Source organism: Microbaculum marinum (genome assembly GCF_037855135.1).
Classification (GTDB): Bacteria; Pseudomonadota; Alphaproteobacteria; order Rhizobiales; family Tepidamorphaceae; genus Microbaculum; species Microbaculum marinum.
Genome location: NZ_JAZHOF010000008.1, coordinates 312,708 through 331,468 on the forward strand (window position 1 = coordinate 312,708; position 18,761 = coordinate 331,468).

An 18,761-nucleotide genomic window follows, 5' to 3' on the forward strand; every position below is an offset into this window, starting at 1 on the left:
ACTTATGACGGACAAGGACCGTATCGGCTTCATCGGCGTCGGCTACATGGGCCACGGCATGGCCAAGAACATCGTCGAGAAGGGCTGGCCGCTGACGATCATGGGGCATCGCAACCGCGAGCCGGTCGAGGATCTGCTCAAGCGCGGAGCCAGCGAGGCGAAGAGCCCCCGGGAACTCGCCGAGAAGTCCGACATCATCTTCATTTGCGTCACCGGCACGCCGCAGGTCGAGGACCTGATGCGCCGGTCCGACGGCATCCTCGCCGGCGCGCATGAAGGACTGGTCGTTGTCGACACGTCGACCGCGGTGCCGGATTCGACGGTGGCGCTGGCCGCCGAACTGGAGGCGAAGGGCGGCGCGATGGCGGACGCGCCTCTCGGTGGCACGCCTGCGCAGGCCGAAACGGGCGAACTGTCGGCGATGGTCGGCGCGGCGCCGGAGGTCTACGCCCGTATCGAACCGGTCATCCGGGCATGGGCGGCGAGATCGGTGCATCTCGGTCCGGTCGGCGACGGTCACAAGATGAAACTGCTCAACAACTTCGTTTCGCTCGGATACGGGGCGCTCTACGCCGAGGCCCTGGCGGTTGCCCGGAAGGTCGGGATCACGCCGGAGACGTTCGACAGCGTCCTGAGCGGCAGCCGGATGGACTGCGGCTTCTATCAGACCTTCATGGAGTACACGTTGAGCGGCAATCGGGAGGCGCACAAGTTCACGCTCCGCAACGCTCACAAGGACCTGCGTTACCTGGCTGCAATGGCCAACGAAGCCGGGATCGCCAACCACATCGGCTCTGCCGCGAAGAATGCGTTCGCCTACGCCGAGGGTATCGGGCGCGGCGATGACTACGTGCCCTTCCTTGCCGATATCATCGCTGAAGCGAATGGGATGAAGGGAAAAGGCTGAGCAGGATGATTGAAGGGGACCCCGCCCGGCTACCCGAGAGCTGAGTCTCCGACTGCAGGATCCGCGGTCCGGGCCGGGTTGCGGATTTCCTCGCGCGGGTCTGACCCCGAAGGATTTTCGGCGGCGCCTGTTCGAACCGGGCGCCGCCCACGTCGTTTCCCTCCCATGGCCGACCAGGATTTGCTGCAGCGCAGCAAGCCGGCTAGGCTGGCGGAGTGGAGCAACTGGATACCTATTTCTACAGCAACGTCCGCGCCGCGTTCGCCTGGGCGCCGGACTGGGTCGGCGGGCTGGCGGTCCTGGCCGCCGCCGCCCTGCTGGCGCTGGCGCTGCACAGGGTCGCGTTGCGTTTGCTGCGCGGCATGTTCAAGCCCGGGAACGAATTCGCGCGGCGCATCATAGATCGCACCTACGGCCCGACCCGGCTGGCGCTGGTGATCGTCTTCGTGTCGATCGCCCTGGGACCGTCCAACCTGTCCCAGGCCGCTTCCGCCCGCATCTCGCACGGACTGCTGATCGCGTTCATCCTGCTGATGGCGTGGATCGTCAACCGAGCGATGGAGGTATCCGCGGGGATCTATCTCAGGCGCTTCAGGATAGACGTCGAGGACAACCTCCTCGCCCGCAAGCATATCACCCAGATCCGGGTGCTCAGGCGGGCGGGAGACGTGCTGCTGTTCATCGTCACCCTTGCGGCCGTGCTGATGACGTTCTCGTCGGTGCGCGAATACGGCGTCAGCCTTCTTGCTTCGGCCGGTGCCGCCGGCATCGTGCTGGGCCTCGCGGCGCGGCCGGTGCTCGCCAACCTGATCGCCGGCATCCAGCTCGCGGTGACCCAGCCTATCCGCATCGACGACGCCGTCGTTGTCGAGGGGGAGTGGGGATGGATCGAGGAAATCACCGGCACCTACGTGGTGATCCGTATCTGGGACTGGCGGCGATTGATCGTTCCGCTGTCCTATTTCATGGAGAAGCCGTTCCAGAACTGGACGCGGGAGACCGCGCACATCATCGGGACCGTCATGCTGAACGTCGACTACCGCGCACCGGTCGGCAGGATCCGCGAGAAGCTGAACGAGATCGTTCGCGAATCCAGGCTCTGGGACGGCAAGGTGGTGAACCTGCAGGTCACCGACGCGACGGAGCGCACGATCCAGCTCCGCGCCCTCGTCAGTGCGCGCAATTCTCCCTCCACGTGGGATCTGCGGTGCGAGGTGCGCGAGAAGCTTGTCGCCTTCCTGCAGGAAGAGTATCCGGACTCGCTGCCGCGCTACCGCGCGGAGATCCCCGACCTGCAGGAAGCGGGAGCGGGTCCGGTCGGCGGCGGCCCGGGCCGCCCCGCCGACAGGGGCACGGCGGCCGGGGCCGGCTCGCGCGCCTGACCCTTCAGTACGTCGCCCGGCCGCCGGAGATGTCGAACACGGCTCCGGTCGTGAACGAGCACTCCGCCGACGCGGCGAAGGCCGCCAGGCTCGCGACCTCCTCGACGAGCACGAACCGCTGCCGCGGGATCCTGGACAGCATGTAGCCGATGTGTTCTTCCGACATCTGGTCGAAGATCGGCGTCTTGGCCGCAGCCGGCGTCAGGCAGTTGACCGATATGTCGTAGTCGGCAAGCTCCTTGCCGAGCGACTTGGTCAGCGCGATCACGGCGGCTTTCGACGCGGAGTAGGCCGATGCCTTCGGGTTGCCCTCCTTGCCGGCGACCGAGGCGATGTTGACGATGCGCCCGTAGTTCTGCTCGATCATCGAGGGGACCACCGCCCGGCAGCAATGGAATGTGCCGTTCAGGTTGACGTCCATGATGCGGTTCCAGTCCTCGACGGGATACTCGTGCAGTACCGCGTTGGGACCCGCAATCCCGGCATTGTTGACGAGAATGTCGATGCGCCCGAAGTTGGCCAGCACATCGTCCCGGGCTTCCTCCACCATGCTCAGGTCGGTGATTTCCACGTCCCTGGCGCAGACCTCGGGGCCGATTTCGGCGGCCGTCTTGGCAGCCTCGATACCTTCGCGGTCCCAGATCACCACTCTTGCGCCGGAGGCCACGAAGCGCTCCGTGATCGCGCGGCCGATGCCTTGCCTGCCGCCGGTGACAACGGCGACCTTTCCGTCGAGATCAATCCTGTTCGTCATTTGACTCCCCATGCCGATATCAACGGACGTTTTGGCTTTTATGTCTTGATTTTAGGTTGACTTATTGAGGTGCATTATCAGCTTTCCGTCAGGATATTCCACGCCTTGTTGAAGAAGTCGTTCGACCCGAAATTTCCCGATTTCAGGGCGAGCACCATGCCGTCGGCGGCCTCGTTAGACGCGCCGACCGCGCGGGTCCAGGGCACGCCCGGATCGATCTGCGGCCCGATCTCCAGCACCGTTACGCCAAGGGCGCCGACGACGGCGCCGGACGTCTCGCCGCCGGCGACGATCATTCGCTTGAAGCCGGTTGCGACCAGTCCGCGCGCGATTTCGGCGAGCGCCCGTTCGACGGCCTGGCCGGCGGCTTCGCGCCCGAGCGCCGCCTGTGCCGCCGCGACGGCGTCGGGGTCGTCGCTGGAATAGATGAGCACCGGATCGGCGGCAGGCTGGGCGATGGCCCATTCCACCACCCCGTCCGCCGATTGCGAACCGTCGGCCAGCGCCCGCGGATCGATCTGGTAGGCCGGGATCCCGCCGTCGACGGCGGCTTTCACCTGGCCGCGGGTCGCCTGCGAACAGCTTCCCGCCAGTATGGCGGCCCGCCCGGGCAGCGCCGTCATGCGGTCGGGGGGCTCCGCTGGAGTGAAATCTCCCGTGGCGGCAAAGTTGGCGGCAAGGCCCAGCGCAATGCCCGAGCCGCCGGTGATCAGCTCGAAGTCGGAGACCGCGGCCCCGATGTCGCGCAGGTTCTCGTCGGTGATCGCGTCGACGATCAGTATGCCGTCGCCGCGGTCCCGTGCGTCGTCGAAGGCCGATCGGATCGCGTCCGGTCCCCGGGCGACGACGTGGAAGGGAACCAGTCCGACCTTCATCTGCGTCTGGCGCTGGAGCACGCGAACCAGATTGGAATCGCGCATCGGCGTAAGCGGGTGGTCGCGCATCGGGCTTTCGGCGAGCGGCAGCTCGCCGACGAACAGGTTGCCCATGTAGATCGTGCGGCCGTTCGTCGGGAAGGCCGGGCACGCAATGGTCAGGTCGGTCCCCGTCAGGCCCGCCAGGGCGGCGGCGACCGGTCCGATATTCCCTTCGTCGGTGGAATCGAACGTCGAACAGTACTTGAAGATCAACTGCCTGGAGCCGGCCTGCCGCAGCGCGCGGGCACTCGCCAGCGAGCCCTCCACGGCCTCCGTCGCCGGAATGGTCCGGGACTTCAGGGCCACCACCACGGCATCGTACTCGGTCAGCACCGCCGGATCTTCCGGAATGCCCATGACCTGGATCGTCCGCATGCCGCCGGACGTCAGCATCAGCGCCAGATCGGTCGCGCCGGTCAGATCGTCTGCGACCGCGCCGATCAGCATACCTCACGCTCCACCGCGCGGTTTCCGGTCAGGCGATGAGAGAGGTTTGTTTTTGTCTGCATGATGTATACGTTGTGCGTCCGGACGGGGTGTGACTCGGAGTACCATGCCCTTGCTCGACGGCGACCTGCAGCCGGGAGGTCACGGGCGCCAATGGAGCCGTCCGAGCCTTTTTGGCGGGCGAGGCAACCAGTGACCTTGGATACCCGGTTGCCACGACGTCAAGCCGACTCCGTTGCCGAACGTCTGCAAAGACGACATTGCCGCGCCTGTGAAGGCCATTTGTCCAATCAAGGAAAGCCCCGCCAGAGATGACGACGACGCGCGAATTCAGGATTGCCGTATTCCCGGGAGACGGGATCGGGCTCGAGATAACCGGGCCGTGCATCGCCGTGATCGATCGCGCCCTGGAGCGCGTCGGCGGGCTCAAGCTCGGCTACGAGCACCTGCCGGCCGGTGCCGGAGCCTACGTGGAACTCGGGACGGCGCTGCCCGACAGCTCCGTGGCGGCGGCCCGGGCGGCCGACGCGATCTTGCTGGCGGCGGCGGGCCTGCCGGAGATCCGCTACCCTGACGGCACCGAGATTGCGCCGCAGATCGAGCTGCGCGCGATCCTCGACCTGTATGCGGGCATCCGTCCCGTCCGGTCGATCCCCGGCGTGCCGGCGCCGCTCGCCGATCCGCTCGGATCGCGGTTGGACTTCGTCATCGTCCGCGAATCCACCGAAGGCCTGTTCGTGTCGCATCGCAATGGCGTCGTCAGGGACGACAGGGAGGCGGAGGACCGTCTCCTGATCACGCGAAAGGGGACCGAGCGGGTGGTCGACGCGGCGATGCATATCGCCCGCACTCGGAAGGCCAGGGGCGGCCGCGGTCACGTCACCTGCGTCGACAAGGCCAACGTCTTCGCCTCGTTCGCGTTCTTCCGGAAGGTCTTCGACGAGCGCGCCGCCGAGAATGCCGATCTCACCGTCGACCGCATCTATGTCGATGCCTCGACGCTGGAATTCGTCGGGCGACCGTGGCGTTTCGACGTGATCGTCACGGAGAACATGTTCGGCGACATCCTCTCCGACCTCGGCGCGAGCCTGATCGGGGGCATGGGCTTTGCCCCCTCGGCCGATATCGGGGACGATCACGCGGTGTTCCAGCCTTGCCACGGCACCGCGCCGGATATCGCGGGGCAGGGCAAGGCCAACCCGACGGCCATGTTCCTGTCCGGCGCGATGATGCTGGAATGGCTCGCCGAACGGCATGACGAGCCGCGCGCGGAGGAGGCCGCGGCGCTGATCCGGGCAGCGGTCGACGAGGCCTTCGCCGGCGGGCTCAGGACCTGGGAGATCGGCGGACAGTCCGGCGTCCGCGAGGTGACGGAGGCCGTCACGTCCCGGTTGCGGACGGTCGCGGCGGCCTGAGCCGCCGTAGCCTCAGTCGCCCTTGCCGGCTCTCGAGGCCCAGTAGGCCGCCGCGCGGGTGTGGTCCGCGCCTCCGCCGAGGCCGTCGCGCGCGTCCGCCCAGCGATCCCGGACGAGCCGGCTCACCGGCGCGTCGACGCCGATTTCCTCGCCGAGATCCGACGCGATTTTCACGTCCTTGGCCAGCAGTCCGGCGGCGAAGCCCGAGCCGAAGCGCCCGCTCAGGATTTCGTGCTTCAGCAGGTTCTCCGAACAGAACGTCTTGCCGGTGGACACGTTGAAGATGTCCGCCATGACGTCCGGATCGAGGCCGAAGCGCTCGCCGATCAGCACCGCTTCGCAGGTCGCCGCGAAAGAGGTCGCGGCGAGATAGTTATTGAGCGCCTTCATGGCGTGACCGCATCCCAGCGTGCCCACCTCGAACAGCCGGCCGCCCATCGCCGAAAGCACCGGTTTGGCGTCGGAGACGGCGTCGGCATCGCCTCCGATCATGATCGTCAGCGTCGCGTCCGCCGCGCGCGTGACGCCGCCGGAGACCGGTGCGTCGACAAATCGTATGCCGCGCTTCGCCAGGTCGGCGCCGATCTCCCGCGTGCCCACCGGCTCCGCCGAACTCATGTCGATCGCGATCGAGCCCGGCTCCAGATGCGCGGCCGCGCCCCCGCCGTCGGCTTCCAGCAGTACCTGGCGGACTTCCTTGCCCGTCGGCAGCATGGTCACGACGAACCGGCAGTCGGCGAGGTCGCTCAGGCCGGTCGCGGCGCGTGCGCCGTGTTCCGCCGCGAACGTCGAGGCCTGGCCGGGATCGAGATCGTAGACGGTTACGCTATGCCCGGCCCTGACGAGGTTGGCGGCCATCGGGCGGCCCATGTTGCCGATGCCGATGAACCCGACGTTCGCGCCCATCAGTCGAGCCCGAGTTCATTGAGCACTTCGGCCGCCGAGCGGTAGGCCTCGACGCCGCGTGGTATGCCGCAATAGACCATGGCGTGACGCAGCACCTCGCCGATCTCCTCCTTCGTCACCCCGTTGGCCAGGGCACCGCGGACATGGACCTTCAGTTCGTGCGGTCGTGCCTGGGACACCAGGATGCCCAGGGTCACCAGGCTGCGGTCGCGCCGCGACAGCGCCTCACGGGTCCAGGTCTCGCCGAAGCAGTATTTCGTCACGATTTCCTGGAGCGGCAACAGGAAGTCGGAAGCGGCGTTTATCTGGTCCTCGCCGCCGCCCGGGCCCCACATGGCGTGACGCAACTCCAGGCCCGCCGCAAACACCGGGTCGGCCTCTACATACGTCTGCGCGCGCGTCTTCTTCGCGGCCGATCTCGTCGCAGGAGGCTTCCCCGTCGCTTTCGCGGTCGTCTTGGCTCGAGGGGCGGCCTTTGGCGCAGTCGATTTGGCACCGGACTTGGCCTTGGCCTTGGCCTTGCCTGCCGGCGTCTTCTTGGCAGGCCGCTTGGCCGCGGCCGCCTTCGTCTTCGTCGTTCTGGATGCTCTGGCCATCATCCTCCCCTCGATCTTGTTGTGGAGTCGACATAAAGGCAGACGGTTGGGGGGATCAACCGATTTCGGCCGGATCGGGGGCGACCGCGATCGGAAGCGACGCTGTGCTGAACAATCCGCACGCCGATGCGTTGGCGCAGGGAGCAATCCGGCAGTTTCGGAGGCAGTGACTGGCAATGGCCCAAGGCAAGACAGCTTCGCTTCATCGCATGGTGACCGACGAGCACATATGCCCGTTCGGGCTGAAGGCGCGCGATCTTCTCGATCGGGAAGGCTACGAGGTAGAGGACCACAAGCTTCGTTCGCGCGCCGAAACCGACCGTTTCATGGACGAGCACGGGGTCGATACCACTCCGCAGGTATTCATCGAGGGGCAGCGGGTAGGGGGGCTGGATGACGTGCGCGCCTACCTCGGCAAACCGGTGCGCCAGGACGGTGAGGTATCCTACCGGCCCGTGATCGCCGTGTTCGCCACCGCCGCGCTGATGGCGCTGGCCACGAGCTGGGCGGCATTCGGATCGCTGTTGATGGGTCGTACGGTCGAATGGTTCGTCGCGATCAGCATGTGCATTCTCGCGGTCCTGAAGCTGCGCGACCTCGAAAGCTTCTCCAACATGTTCCTGGGCTACGACCTGCTGGCGCAACGGTTCGTCCGATATGCCTACGTCTATCCCTTCGGCGAGGCGATTGCAGGTATTCTGATGATTGCGGGTGCCCTGGTTTGGATCGCTGCCCCGATAGCCTTGTTCATCGGCACGTTCGGCGCCGTGTCCGTCTTCAAGGCGGTCTATCTCGACAGGCGTGATCTGAAGTGCGCCTGCGTCGGCGGTCAAAGCAACGTGCCGCTGGGCTTCGTGTCGCTGACGGAGAATCTGATGATGGTCGCGATGGGCCTGTGGATGATCGCCAGGCAGGTCCTCTGAGCCGCTCTAGCCTCCGATCAGCAACTCGTCGATTATCGTCAGGCACAGGAACCCGACGAAGAACATCGCGGTGCCCCAGTTCGTTTCGGGCTTTTCGTGCGCCTCCACCAGCAGTTCCTCGGTGACCAGGTACAGCAGGGCCACCAGGCCGAAGGCGAACGCGGCCGCTTGCCAGGAGCCGGGCAGGGCCGATGCCGGCAGGGCCGCCAGCACACCGACCGGGACGGCAAGCGCCACCCCGAATGTCATGGCGATGACGGTCCGGCTGCCTGCCGTCTTGGCGAACGATCCGGCGATCGCAAGTCCCAGGAACAGGAACTCGATGCCGAGCGCGATGGCCAGCAGCAGTCCCTGGGACTGGCCGATGGCGAAGGCGAGCCCGAGCACCAGTCCGTCGATGAAGGAATCCAGCGTGGAGACGGAAAGGAGGCCGACCTGGCTGTCCTCGAACCGGTCGCCGACCCGCCGGAGCAGAAGCATCACGACGATGCCGGCGCCGCCCCCGAGGACGACCGGCCAGATCGCCCCCTGCTCGACCGCTTCAGGCAACAACTCTCCCGCCGCGGCATAGAAGACGACGCCCGCGGCGAAATGCTGGATCGCCCCGACGGTCGACGGCCCCGGCCTGCTGAACACGGTCCACGCGGCTCCGGCCGTCGCGGCGATGACGGGGATGAACGCGAATAGCCACATGGCGACGATACCGGTCCGCTTCGGTCACGAAGCGCGAGTCGCAGGCGATCCCGCTGCCGATGCGTTCGGACCCGCCAATGTCGGATCAGCGGGGGCTGTCCACCAGCGCTTCGTGCATCACATAGAGTTCCAGCGGCCGGTCGCTGTAGCCGACCAGACGCACCTTGCTCGGGCCGAATGTGCCCACGTCGACCATTTCGATTCGCGAACCACTGCCGATGACCTTGCAGCCCGACACGCGCAGCAGCGCCATCCAGTCCCGGGTCTGATAGGCGGTCATCGCCATCTTGTAGTCGGTGGGAGTGGCACATGCCGGCGCGGCTGTCGTCACCATCCAGTGGTCAGGCCCGACAAATCCGAGCATCTTCCCGTAGACGTAGGAGATCACCAAAAGGGTCGCCGCCCCGGAGACGACGATCCAGGCGATCGATAAACGACGGCTCAACTCCGTCATCTGTTTCCCCCAATTAATATTATGTTCTCAGGTTAGCAGGAGACCATGGGAGGGTCCATCCGCTCGAACTCGCCACCCAATAAATATGCGGCTCCGGGATCCTTTGAATTGCGGTATTATTTGTCGACTGCGAAGGGAGGGGGTGGAAAATCGAATCAAGTCTCAGATGCGAGCGAATCGACCAGACGTTGAATAGACTAAGCTCTCGGTAAGGGTAATTAACCTTCTATTCATGAATTTACTTTGGCGGCTACGGCAGCCCTCCTGACCTAAAGGAAGCTCTCCCCGCAAGGCGTCTCCTTCCTCCGGTTCTGTTATGTCGTTGTTGGGCGATCGCCTGTCGCCGGACCGACCCCTGCGTCCACCGGCGCGGAGGGCTCCGCGGCCGAATCCATCATCCGCCGCTGTGCCCCGTTGCTCTCCCACAAGATCGATACCGGCACGGGATACGGTTGTTTTGTCGGAGGACGATCGGTATCCGGGATCCGCGATTGCGTGTCGGCGTCGCTGATGCAACGAATGGGCCCAGGTTTGTATCTGTAGGTTGAGGAACAAGCGCCGACAGTTTTCTCGATGTCGTTGAATTGGCTCACACAATGAAGCGCCACTCCGTGTGGGCCGCGCTGGTCGTGTCGACCTTCCTTGCCGCCACCGTGATCCTGCCCGAAACCACATATCTCCGATACGCGGCCGATTTCAGGAAACTGGCGGCGCCGGTCTTTTGTGCCCACGGCGATATCGATGTCGTATTCGTCGGGACGTCGCGGATGGCGCGCGCGGTCGATGGCCCCAGCATCGCGAAAGCCTATCGGCAGCAGACCGGAGCTGATCTTTCCCTCGTGGACTACGCAAAGATCGGCCCATCGGAAGTTGTAATGGGAACGCTGCTGGAGGAGTTGCTGGAGCGCCGCCGCGTCAAGCTCATCATCGCCGAACTGGCTCACCTTCGCTCGGGAAAAAGCTGGGATGCGCTACAGAAAGTCGGCCGCGTCATGCCGTTCGTGCAATATGTCGAATACGTGTCGCGGATCGGAGATCACGGGCTCGCGCGGAACCTGAAAAAGGGCATCGAGACGCGTATGGGGTCCCTGGAAAGGGGCTTGAGCGAACCCTGGCTCGGTTGCTCCGAAGACCAAAGCATTGAAGGCCTGTACGACGCAACCGGGCCGCGACATCAGGAGCCGGCATTCGCCGGTTTTGTGAAGAAGCAAAGAGGAAAAGAGCCACGCGACCCTTATTCCAGGCTCCTGAGCGAAGGGGGCGAAAACCATCTTGAAGCCGCCAAGGAAGTCGTGGATCTCGCGGACAGACACGGCTCGAAAGTGGTTTTCATCGGTCTGACGGCCTATCACGAACAGCAGATTGGCAGGGCCAGGCGCAAACGATTCAGAGCCATCGTCGGTGCGGATATCCTGAAGTGGCCCGCAAGCCTTCAGGACACGTTTAGGTCCGAGTACCTGTACGCCAACGCCAATCACCTCGATCAGGACGGCGCCCGGACGCTGGCCCCCTGGTTCGCGAGACAAATAGGGCGGTACCTGTCCCGCCATCCGGATCCGGATGCCGCCGTCAGTAGCCCATCGACGAGGCAATGACCTCGCGGCGCCAGATGCGCGCGGCCTCCAGCGCGCTGACGCTGGCTGATGCGCGCGATGCGGCAGGTCTCGGGGCGCACTGGGGAGGACGACGTCGATACCGCAGCCGGCCCCAACAGGCCGGAATGCGAACAGGGAGCGGCGGCGGTCTGCGTGATATTTTCGGTATGGCGCTCCCTAGGGGAGTCGAACCCCTCTTTCCAGATTGAAAATCTGGCGTCCTAACCGATAGACGAAGGGAGCAGCGCCGGCACGGATATAAAAGGGTTTTGCCTTGCCCGCAACACCGCCGATGCGGTCGCCGGGGATTTCACCACTTGCCGGTATTGGCCATCGAGGCCCACGGCTCCGCGGCCGGCAGGGAACCGCCCTTCTGCAGCAGTTCGATCGAGATGTTGTCGGGCGAGCGCACGAACGCCATGTGCCCGTCGCGCGGCGGCCGGTTGATCGTGACGCCGGCCGTCTGCAGCCTCTCGCAGGTTGCGTAGATGTCGTCGACGACGAAGGCGAGGTGGCCGAAATTGCGGCCTTCGCCATACTCCTCGGGATCCCAGTTGTAGGTCAGCTCCAGGAGCGGCGCGCGCTCCGATTCGGCCCGGCCGAGATCCTCCGGCGCGGCCAGGAAGATCAGCGTGAAGCGGCCCTTCTCGTCGTCGATCCGGCGCACCTCCTTCATGCCGAGGAGGTCGCAGTAGAATTTCAGCGACGCGTCGACGTCGCTGACGCGAACCATGGTGTGCAGATATTTCACCGGCCTCTCCTTTGCGCGCGCAAGCCAAGGCTGGCAAACTAGGCCGCATCGACCGCCGGGCCAAGGCCCCGCCGATCCAGCGGCGAGGAGACATGGGACTGATGGAGGATCTCGAGCCGCCGGCCGGGCGGCTGCTGCGCATGGTCCGCGAGGCCGAGCGGATCGTCGTCTTCACCGGCGCCGGCATCTCGACGGAAAGCGGCATCCCGGATTTCCGCAGCCCGGGCGGGATGTGGACCAAGGCGATGCCGATCGACTTCCAGGACTACGTCTCGTCCGCGGAAATGCGCGCGGAGGCGTGGCGGCGCAAGTTCGCCATGGAGCCGACCTTCCGCGCGGCGCGGCCCAACGACGGGCACAAGGCGGTGGCCCACCTCGTGCGCATCGGCAAGGTGCGCCACGTCATTACCCAGAACATCGACAACCTGCACCAGGCCTCCGGCATACCCGCCGATCGCATCATCGAGCTGCACGGCAACGCCAGCTACGCCCGGTGCCTGGCCTGCGGACTGCGCCACGAGATCGACGACATCCGCGCAGCCTTCGAGGAGACCGGCGCCGCGCCCGACTGCCGGTCCTGCGGCGGCATCGTCAAGACGGCGACGATCTCCTTCGGCCAGGCGATGCCGGAGGAGGAGATGCTGCGCGCCGAGGCCGCGACGCTCGACTGCGACCTGTTCATCGCGATCGGCACGTCGCTGGTCGTCTACCCGGCCGCCGGCTTTCCGCTGATGGCCAAGCGCAACGGCGCCGGCCTCGTCATCGTCAACCGCGACCCGACGGATCTCGATTGCCATGCCGATCTGGTCGTCAGCGACGAAATCGGCACCGTGCTCGGTCCGATGATCGCATTGAACGGATAGGTATCCACACGGTCCAGTGGAATTGCGCCACTGAAACGGGTCAGGATTTGGCCTTCCGCGTCGTTGGTGCAATGATAATCTGGATTGCGAATCGGGGGGACGGCAGCGCCGTCGACAACAGCGTATCGGGGGACGTCGCGTGCGGACGTTGGAGTCTGAACATGGGGGCTAAGGGCGCGCCGGACATCGGGGCGGACGCCGGCTACGGGGAAGAGCAGTCCGTCGACGTCGTCGAGATCGTCGGCACCATCAAGTGGTTCGATGCGGGCAAGGGATACGGATTCATCGTGCCCGACAACGGCCTGCCGGACGTGCTGCTTCACGTCACCTGCCTGCGCCGGGACGGCTACCAGATGGCCTACGAGGGCGCCCGCATCGTCTGCGAGGCGTTGAGCAGGCCCAAGGGCATGCAGGCCTTCCGGGTCGTCAGCATGGACGAATCGACGGCGATCCATCCGGCCCAGATGGCGCCACGAACGCATGTCACGGTCGATGCCGGCAGCGATTTCGAGCGGGTCGAGGTAAAATGGTTCAACCGTGTCCGCGGCTACGGTTTTCTGACGCGCGGCGAGGGCACGCCGGACATCTTCGTGCACATGGAAACGCTGCGCCGCTTTGGCTTCGCGGAACTGCGGCCCGGCCAGACGCTGATGGTTCGCTTCGGTCCGGGACCGAAGGGGCTGATGGCCGCCGAGATCCGGCCCGACGGCGGCGGCGGCGGACCGGCCTCGCACTGACCCGCCCCGGAATGTCCGCATCGCTCGGCGCCGCTCTGAACGCCTGCCGGCGCGCCGCGCTGGTCTGGGTGCTGTCGCTCGCGATGGTGGCGACGCTCGGTGCGGGCGCCCGGGCGGCGGAGACCGAACCTCTCGTCGTGGAGACCGACAGCGGTTCGCACGCCTTCGATGTGGAGCTGGCGGTGACGCCGTCCGAGCGCGGGCGGGGCCTGATGTACCGCCAGTCGATGGCCGACGACGCCGGCATGCTGTTCGACTTCGGCGTCGACGACGAGGCGACGATGTGGATGCAGAATACCTACATCCCGCTCGACATGATCTTCATCACCGCCGACGGCACCGTTCACCGGATCGCCCGCGACACGACGCCGTTCTCGACCGAGATCATCTCGTCGAAAGGTCCCGTGCGCGCGGTCCTCGAGCTGAACGCCGGCAAGGCCGCCGAGATCGGCCTGAAGCGGGGCGACACCGTCCGCCACCGGATGTTCGGCAACGACGGGTAGCAGCGGCAGGCCAACACTAAGATTGCCGCCGGGGCGGCGGCCATGGCGGCCGGGCCGGGTGGCCGACCGACGGCGCCACGGCTGCGGGCTCGTCCTGGCCATCGTCGCGTCCGCGCAGCACGATGTGAGGTCCACGTCCGCAAACGCGTCGTCGTGGTTGCCTATTGCTTGCGGCGGCCCGCCCGACCCGCTAGATACGCGGTACTTGCTAGGGAATTCGGGGTATAGCTCAGTCTGGTAGAGCACCGGCTTTGGGAGCCGGGGGTCGCAAGTTCGAATCTTGCTGCCCCGACCAATTGAAGTGGCCGCAACGGGCCGACGATTTCGGAGCATCGGGACATGCCAGCGCGAATCTTCAAACCTGCGAAAACGGCCATGCAGTCCGGCACGGCGAAGACGCACGAATGGCGGCTGGAATTCGAGCAGGAAGTGCCCCGCAGTCTCGAGCCGTTGATGGGATACACCAGCTCGGCGGACATGAAGCAGCAGCTTCGGCTGAATTTTCCGAGCAAGGAAGCCGCGATCGAGTATGCCGAACGCAACGGCATCCCCTACACCGTGTTCGAGCCGCACGAGCCGAAGCGCCGCACGCTCGCCTATGCGGACAACTTCCGGTACAACCGGCTGGGTCAGTGGACCCACTAGCCGGACGTCCCGGCGGCTCGGAATCGTTTGCATTTTCGCGCCCGCCCTCCGGCCCCGTAGCTCAGCTGGATAGAGCGGCAGCCTTCTAAGCTGCATGTCGCAGGTTCGAGTCCTGCCGGGGTCGCCATTACTTCAGATTTCATGCCGGAAGGGTTCCGTCGGGGCCACTTCGATCTTGCCGGGCGGGGCAGCGGGCCTATCTTCGAAATCAGGCAAGCGACATCGGAACGCCTTTGCGCCGACATCATGCCGCCATGCGCCTGCGCGATAGTCCCTCCGACCGCCCGGATGCGGCCCCAGCCGGTACCCCGGCCGGGATTCGGGTCGGTCAGGTCGAACACGGGGAGGTTGTGAATGAATGGCTACATCGCGTTGATACGGTATCCGGCTGACAGCATCGAGTGGCTGGTCACCTTTCCGGATCTTCCAGGGTGCCGGGCGTCCGGTCGCTCCATGGACGATGCGCTGGTCAACGGGCGGACGGCGCTGTCGGCGCACCTTGCCGAGATCGCGCTGTCCGGCAGGTCGGCTCCGGCGGCCCGGGAACCGGGCGACATGCTTCTGGCGGCCAACGACGATCCGGCTCTCGCCGCCCAGATGGTCGGTGCCGTTCTGCGGGTCATCGAGCCCGAAGCAGACGAGGCCGTGACGGTATCCGCCTCGGTCGCGGGAGACAAAGTCGGCTTCTACGGAGAGGTGCGGCGGAGCGCCTGAGCGCTGCCGTGTTCCGAAAGGCTACTGGGGCGGCGGCGCCAGGAACAGGATGCTCAGGTCCTTCTGCGGCACGTAGTCCGTCGCCTCGTATTCGAACTGCGTCGGGCCGGTCTTCTTCAGGCCGTCCAGGCACAGGCTGACCAGCCAGGCCGGATCCTTCTTGTCGACGATCATCCGGAACGTGCCGATCGGTCCCTGCCAGTTGCGGGCTGTGGTCAGGATGTAGTCGAGCCGGTGTTCGAGCAAGTAGTCGGCGCCGGTTTCGGCGAGCCGCTTACGGATGCCGGCCTGGGTCGAATCGTCGATGCAGTACTCCTCGAGCCTGCCTTCGATATCCTCCTGATCGAGTATGTAGGTGCCGAAGAAGGACGTGCCGACCACGGGACGGTAGCGGTGCTCGACGATCGTTTCGGAAAGGGGCGCAAACTCCTGCTCCCAGTAGAACACCGTCGTCAGCGTCCAGAACGGCATCAGGGGATCGTGCGGCTCGAAGGCGTGCCCGATGCCCAGCCGCTCGAACTCGGCGCGTGTCTCGGCGTCGAGCGACCCGAGGATTTCGTAGGCTTCGTCGGAATAGGGGTTGAGCGGGATGCCGTGGCCGGCCAGCAGTTCCGTCCTGTCGATGCCCTGGCTGTACGCCCGCCGCTCCACCGACGGTTCCACTGGCGTGCCGTTCACCGCCACCTCGAAGTTCACGAAGTTGTCGCTGTCTGCGGACGGCAGGTCGATGGGGACCTCGAAGAGTTCCTGCATGTCGATATCGGGCAGCGGAAACGCCACCAGCAGCCGGATCGGCTCTTCCGTCGTGTTGCGGATCACGTAGCGGACGCCGACCTCGTCCGGTGACAGGTAGAGGTCTTCCCGGTCGATGACGATGTCGAAATTGGGAACCAGCGTGATGCTGCCGGCCCCGAGCACGGCCGAGGAATCGTTGGCCACTGCGGAACCCGTGATGCTGCCGGCCAGAACCGCAACCGCTATCGCATGCGAAGCTGCCTGTTTCACGCCATGCCTCCCGTATTGGACGTGGGCAGCGTATCGCGAAAGTTGCCGCGCGTGCAGTGGGCTGCAGCGCGTTTCCCCGGCTACGCCGATCCGCCGGCGTTGCGCCACCGTTCGAGCCCGGCCTCCAGGTCGGCGATCAGGTCGGCGGTGTCCTCGAGGCCGATATGCAGCCTGACCGCCGGTCCGTCCGCCTCCCAGGTGGTCGCGGTGCGGTAGGCGCGCGGGTCGAACGGCAGTGCGAGGCTTTCGTAGCCGCCCCAGGAGGCGCCGATGCCGAACAGGTCGAGGCCGTCGACGAACGCGGCAAGCGCCTCCTTCGGGCCGGGCTTCAGGACGATCGAGAACAGCGACGACGCGCCGGAGAAGTCGCGCTTCCACAGGGCGTGGTCGGGATGGCTTTCCAGCGCGGGGTGCAGGACGGCAGCGATTTCCGGGCGCTGCTCGAGCCACCGGGCGACGTCTATGCCCGCCGCCATCTGGTGCTTGAGCCGCGCCGACAGCGTCCGGATGCCCCGCTGGCCCAGCCATACGACGTCGGGTCCTGCGCATTCGCCGAGGAAACCCCAGGTCTCCTTCACCGACGGCCAGGTCCGGCTATTGGCGGTCACCGTGCCAAGCATGACGTCCGAATGGCCGCCCACATATTTCGTCGCCGCGTGGATCGAGATATCGACGCCCAGGTCCAGCGCCTTGAGGAAGAGTGGAGTCGCCCAGGTGTTGTCGATCATCGTCACCACGCCGCGGTCGCGCGCCGCATCGGCGATCGCCGGGATGTCCTGCACCTCGAACGTCTGGGAGCCGGGCGATTCCAGGAAGACGACGGCCGTATTGTCGCGGATCAGGTCCGATATCGCGCCGCCGATCCGTGGGTCATAGTATTCGGTCTCCACGCCGAAGCGCGTCAGCATGTTGGCGCAGAACCTGCGCGTCGGCGCGTAGCAGGAATCCGTGACGAGCACGTGGTCGCCGCTCTTGACCTGCGACTGGAGGGCGATCGCGATTGCCGCCAGGCCGGAAGAGGTCAGCACGGTGCCCGCGCCGCCCTCGAGGTGCGTCATCGCCGCTTCCAGTGAATCGGTCGTCGGACTGCCGGTTCGGCCGTACGGGTAACGGGCCTTGCGCTGCTCGAAAGCGGCGAGATCGGGATAAAGGACAGTCGATCCGCGATAGACGGGTGGATTGACGAAACCGAAATACTCGCCCGGTTCGCGCCCTACAGTGACAATATCCGTATCGATGCGATGAGACGTCGTTTTGTCTTTCGATGCCATTTTGCCCGTCGTCTGCGTTTCTGCCGATAATTCCCCGGTCCATTCGATGGAGCCGGCCGAATAGCCTTGACCAAACGGTCATAATCGCCTGTGATGCGCCGAGTATCTCCCGGTTCCCCGGCGCTTGTGCGATGCGATCTGCCGGTCCGGATTGGGGCGCATACCAGTGGGGGAGTTGAGAGATGGAATCCGGCGACGATCGGGACCGCTCTACACGTAAACCTCACACAATCCAACGGGTAACAGAGAAGGCTGCGTTATGAAGAACAAATTGGTGCCGGTTGTCGCCGGCGTAGCGCTCGGGTTCGTCGCCGTGGGAGCGGCCTCGGCCACGACGCTGGAAGACGTGAAGGGGAAGGGCTTCGTCCAGTGCGGCGTGAGCCAGGGGCTTCCGGGCTTCTCGAATCCTGACGACCAGGGCAACTGGACCGGCCTGGACGTCGACTACTGCCGCGCCGTGGCGGCGGCCGTGTTCAACGACCCGAACGCGGTGAAGTTCACGCCGCTGTCGGCCAAGGAACGCTTCACCGCGCTGCAGTCCGGCGAGGTCGACATCCTGTCGCGCAACACCACCTGGACGATGAGCCGCGATACGGCGCTCGGCCTGAACTTCGCCGGCGTCGACTATTACGACGGCCAGGGCTTCATGGTCCGCAAGTCGCTTGGCATCTCCTCGGCGCTCGAACTGTCGGGCGCCTCGGTGTGCACCAACACCGGCACGACCACCGAGCTCAACGTCGCCGACTACTTCCGCGCCAACAACATGGACTACGAGATCGTCGCCTTCGAGAAGGCCGACGAAGTCGTCGCCGCCTACGATGCCGGCCGCTGCGACGTCTACACGACCGACGCCTCGGGCCTCTATGCCCAGCGCCTCAAGCTGACCAACCCCGACGAGCACATGGTGCTGCCGGAGATCATCTCCAAGGAGCCGCTCGGCCCGGTCGTCCGTCAGGGCGACGACGAGTGGTTCAACATCGCCAAGTGGGTGCTGTTCGCGCTGATCAACGCCGAGGAACTCGGCGTGACCCAGGCCAATGTCGGTGAGATGAAGAACTCCGACAATCCCGAGATCAAGCGTCTGCTCGGCACCGAAGGCGCCTTCGGCGAGGGTATCGGCCTGACCAACGACTGGGCGGCGAACGCCGTCGCCGCCGTCGGCAACTACGGTGAAGTCTTCGACCGCAACGTCGGCCCGGATACGCCGCTTGGCATCGCGCGCGGACTGAACGCGCTCTGGACCAAGGGTGGCATCCTGTACGCGCCGCCGGTCCGCTGATCTG

20 protein-coding genes and 3 tRNA genes are annotated in these 18,761 nt (G+C 65.6%); 13 read left to right on the plus strand and 10 right to left on the minus strand.

The features are described from left to right. The first annotated feature begins 4 nt into the window (after positions 1-4). Both V3328_RS19900 and V3328_RS19905 read left to right on the plus strand, forming a co-directional pair. Positions 5-907: an NAD(P)-dependent oxidoreductase gene (locus tag V3328_RS19900; RefSeq protein ID WP_340331461.1), complete on the plus strand. Its 903-nt coding sequence runs from the start codon at positions 5-7 to the stop codon at positions 905-907. A gap of 215 nt (positions 908-1,122) precedes the next feature. Further along, complete coding sequence (locus V3328_RS19905) at positions 1,123-2,289, plus strand: mechanosensitive ion channel family protein (protein WP_340331462.1); 1,167 nt, start codon at positions 1,123-1,125, stop codon at positions 2,287-2,289. 4 nt (positions 2,290-2,293) lie between these two features. Here V3328_RS19905 and V3328_RS19910 read toward each other — a convergent pair whose 3' ends face one another. Beyond that, entirely contained in the window at positions 2,294-3,043 is a 750-nt protein-coding gene (locus tag V3328_RS19910) for an SDR family NAD(P)-dependent oxidoreductase (protein ID WP_340331463.1), read from the minus strand. A 77-nt stretch (positions 3,044-3,120) separates the two neighbouring features. Then, on the minus strand, positions 3,121-4,407 hold the full coding sequence (otnK, locus tag V3328_RS19915) for a 3-oxo-tetronate kinase (RefSeq protein WP_340331464.1): 1,287 nt from the start codon (positions 4,405-4,407) through the stop codon (positions 3,121-3,123). 311 nt (positions 4,408-4,718) lie between these two features. Here otnK and V3328_RS19920 point away from each other — a divergent pair, with 311 nt between their 5' ends. Beyond that, entirely contained in the window at positions 4,719-5,822 is a 1,104-nt protein-coding gene (locus tag V3328_RS19920; RefSeq protein WP_340331465.1) for an isocitrate/isopropylmalate dehydrogenase family protein, read from the plus strand. A 12-nt stretch (positions 5,823-5,834) separates the two neighbouring features. On the opposite strand, the gene V3328_RS19925 is transcribed toward V3328_RS19920, so the two are convergent. Beyond that, positions 5,835-6,728 carry an NAD(P)-dependent oxidoreductase gene (locus V3328_RS19925; RefSeq protein ID WP_340331466.1) on the minus strand — a complete coding sequence of 298 codons (894 nt, stop codon included), beginning with the start codon at positions 6,726-6,728 and terminating at the stop codon, positions 5,835-5,837. Continuing rightward, positions 6,728-7,324 (minus strand): carboxymuconolactone decarboxylase family protein, encoded by a 597-nt coding sequence (locus V3328_RS19930; protein ID WP_340331467.1) that lies wholly within the window; start codon positions 7,322-7,324, stop codon positions 6,728-6,730. Before V3328_RS19930 ends, V3328_RS19925 begins: the two co-directional genes overlap by 1 nt. 176 nt (positions 7,325-7,500) lie before the next feature. Between V3328_RS19930 and V3328_RS19935 the strand changes: the two genes are divergently transcribed. Then, on the plus strand, positions 7,501-8,247 hold the full coding sequence (locus tag V3328_RS19935; RefSeq protein WP_340331468.1) for a MauE/DoxX family redox-associated membrane protein: 747 nt from the start codon (positions 7,501-7,503) through the stop codon (positions 8,245-8,247). A 6-nt stretch (positions 8,248-8,253) separates the two neighbouring features. On the opposite strand, the gene V3328_RS19940 is transcribed toward V3328_RS19935, so the two are convergent. Both V3328_RS19940 and V3328_RS19945 read right to left on the minus strand, forming a co-directional pair. Next, entirely contained in the window at positions 8,254-8,940 is a 687-nt protein-coding gene (locus V3328_RS19940) for a ZIP family metal transporter (RefSeq protein WP_340331469.1), read from the minus strand. Positions 8,941-9,025: 85 nt separating this feature from the next. Then, the gene (locus V3328_RS19945; protein WP_340331470.1) at positions 9,026-9,394 is read right to left on the minus strand and encodes a hypothetical protein; all 369 of its coding nucleotides are present in this window, start codon (positions 9,392-9,394) and stop codon (positions 9,026-9,028) included. Between the two features lie 596 nt (positions 9,395-9,990). Between V3328_RS19945 and V3328_RS19950 the strand changes: the two genes are divergently transcribed. Continuing rightward, positions 9,991-10,989, plus strand: a complete 999-nt coding sequence (locus V3328_RS19950) for a hypothetical protein (protein WP_340331471.1) — start codon at positions 9,991-9,993, stop codon at positions 10,987-10,989. Positions 10,990-11,157: 168 nt separating this feature from the next. On the opposite strand, the gene V3328_RS19955 is transcribed toward V3328_RS19950, so the two are convergent. Further along, a tRNA-Glu gene (locus V3328_RS19955) sits at positions 11,158-11,232 on the minus strand. A gap of 67 nt (positions 11,233-11,299) precedes the next feature. After that, on the minus strand, positions 11,300-11,740 hold the full coding sequence (gene gloA / locus V3328_RS19960) for a lactoylglutathione lyase (protein ID WP_340331472.1): 441 nt from the start codon (positions 11,738-11,740) through the stop codon (positions 11,300-11,302). 92 nt (positions 11,741-11,832) lie between these two features. Between gloA and V3328_RS19965 the strand changes: the two genes are divergently transcribed. From V3328_RS19965 to V3328_RS19995, 7 genes are all read left to right on the plus strand, one after another. Beyond that, a complete protein-coding gene (locus V3328_RS19965) occupies positions 11,833-12,603 on the plus strand; it encodes an SIR2 family NAD-dependent protein deacylase (protein ID WP_378758906.1) in 771 nt (256 codons plus the stop codon). Between the two features lie 161 nt (positions 12,604-12,764). After that, positions 12,765-13,340: a cold-shock protein gene (locus V3328_RS19970; RefSeq protein WP_340331473.1), complete on the plus strand. Its 576-nt coding sequence runs from the start codon at positions 12,765-12,767 to the stop codon at positions 13,338-13,340. An 11-nt stretch (positions 13,341-13,351) separates the two neighbouring features. Next, positions 13,352-13,843, plus strand: coding sequence for a DUF192 domain-containing protein (locus V3328_RS19975; protein ID WP_340331474.1), 492 nt, complete (start codon positions 13,352-13,354; stop codon positions 13,841-13,843). A gap of 218 nt (positions 13,844-14,061) precedes the next feature. Beyond that, positions 14,062-14,138: transfer RNA gene (locus tag V3328_RS19980), tRNA-Pro, on the plus strand. Between the two features lie 44 nt (positions 14,139-14,182). Further along, a complete protein-coding gene (locus V3328_RS19985; RefSeq protein ID WP_340331475.1) occupies positions 14,183-14,488 on the plus strand; it encodes an ETC complex I subunit in 306 nt (101 codons plus the stop codon). A gap of 50 nt (positions 14,489-14,538) precedes the next feature. Next, positions 14,539-14,615, plus strand: a tRNA-Arg gene (locus V3328_RS19990). A gap of 227 nt (positions 14,616-14,842) precedes the next feature. Further along, a complete protein-coding gene (locus V3328_RS19995; RefSeq protein ID WP_340331476.1) occupies positions 14,843-15,202 on the plus strand; it encodes a type II toxin-antitoxin system HicB family antitoxin in 360 nt (119 codons plus the stop codon). Between the two features lie 21 nt (positions 15,203-15,223). Here V3328_RS19995 and V3328_RS20000 read toward each other — a convergent pair whose 3' ends face one another. Then, the gene (locus V3328_RS20000; protein WP_340331477.1) at positions 15,224-16,207 is read right to left on the minus strand and encodes a DUF4424 domain-containing protein; all 984 of its coding nucleotides are present in this window, start codon (positions 16,205-16,207) and stop codon (positions 15,224-15,226) included. 80 nt (positions 16,208-16,287) lie between these two features. Beyond that, positions 16,288-17,478 (minus strand): cystathionine beta-lyase, encoded by a 1,191-nt coding sequence (gene metC / locus V3328_RS20005; protein ID WP_340331478.1) that lies wholly within the window; start codon positions 17,476-17,478, stop codon positions 16,288-16,290. Positions 17,479-17,737: 259 nt separating this feature from the next. Between metC and V3328_RS20010 the strand changes: the two genes are divergently transcribed. Continuing rightward, a complete protein-coding gene (locus V3328_RS20010) occupies positions 17,738-18,757 on the plus strand; it encodes an amino acid ABC transporter substrate-binding protein (RefSeq protein WP_340331479.1) in 1,020 nt (339 codons plus the stop codon). Positions 18,758-18,761 lie beyond the last annotated feature (4 nt).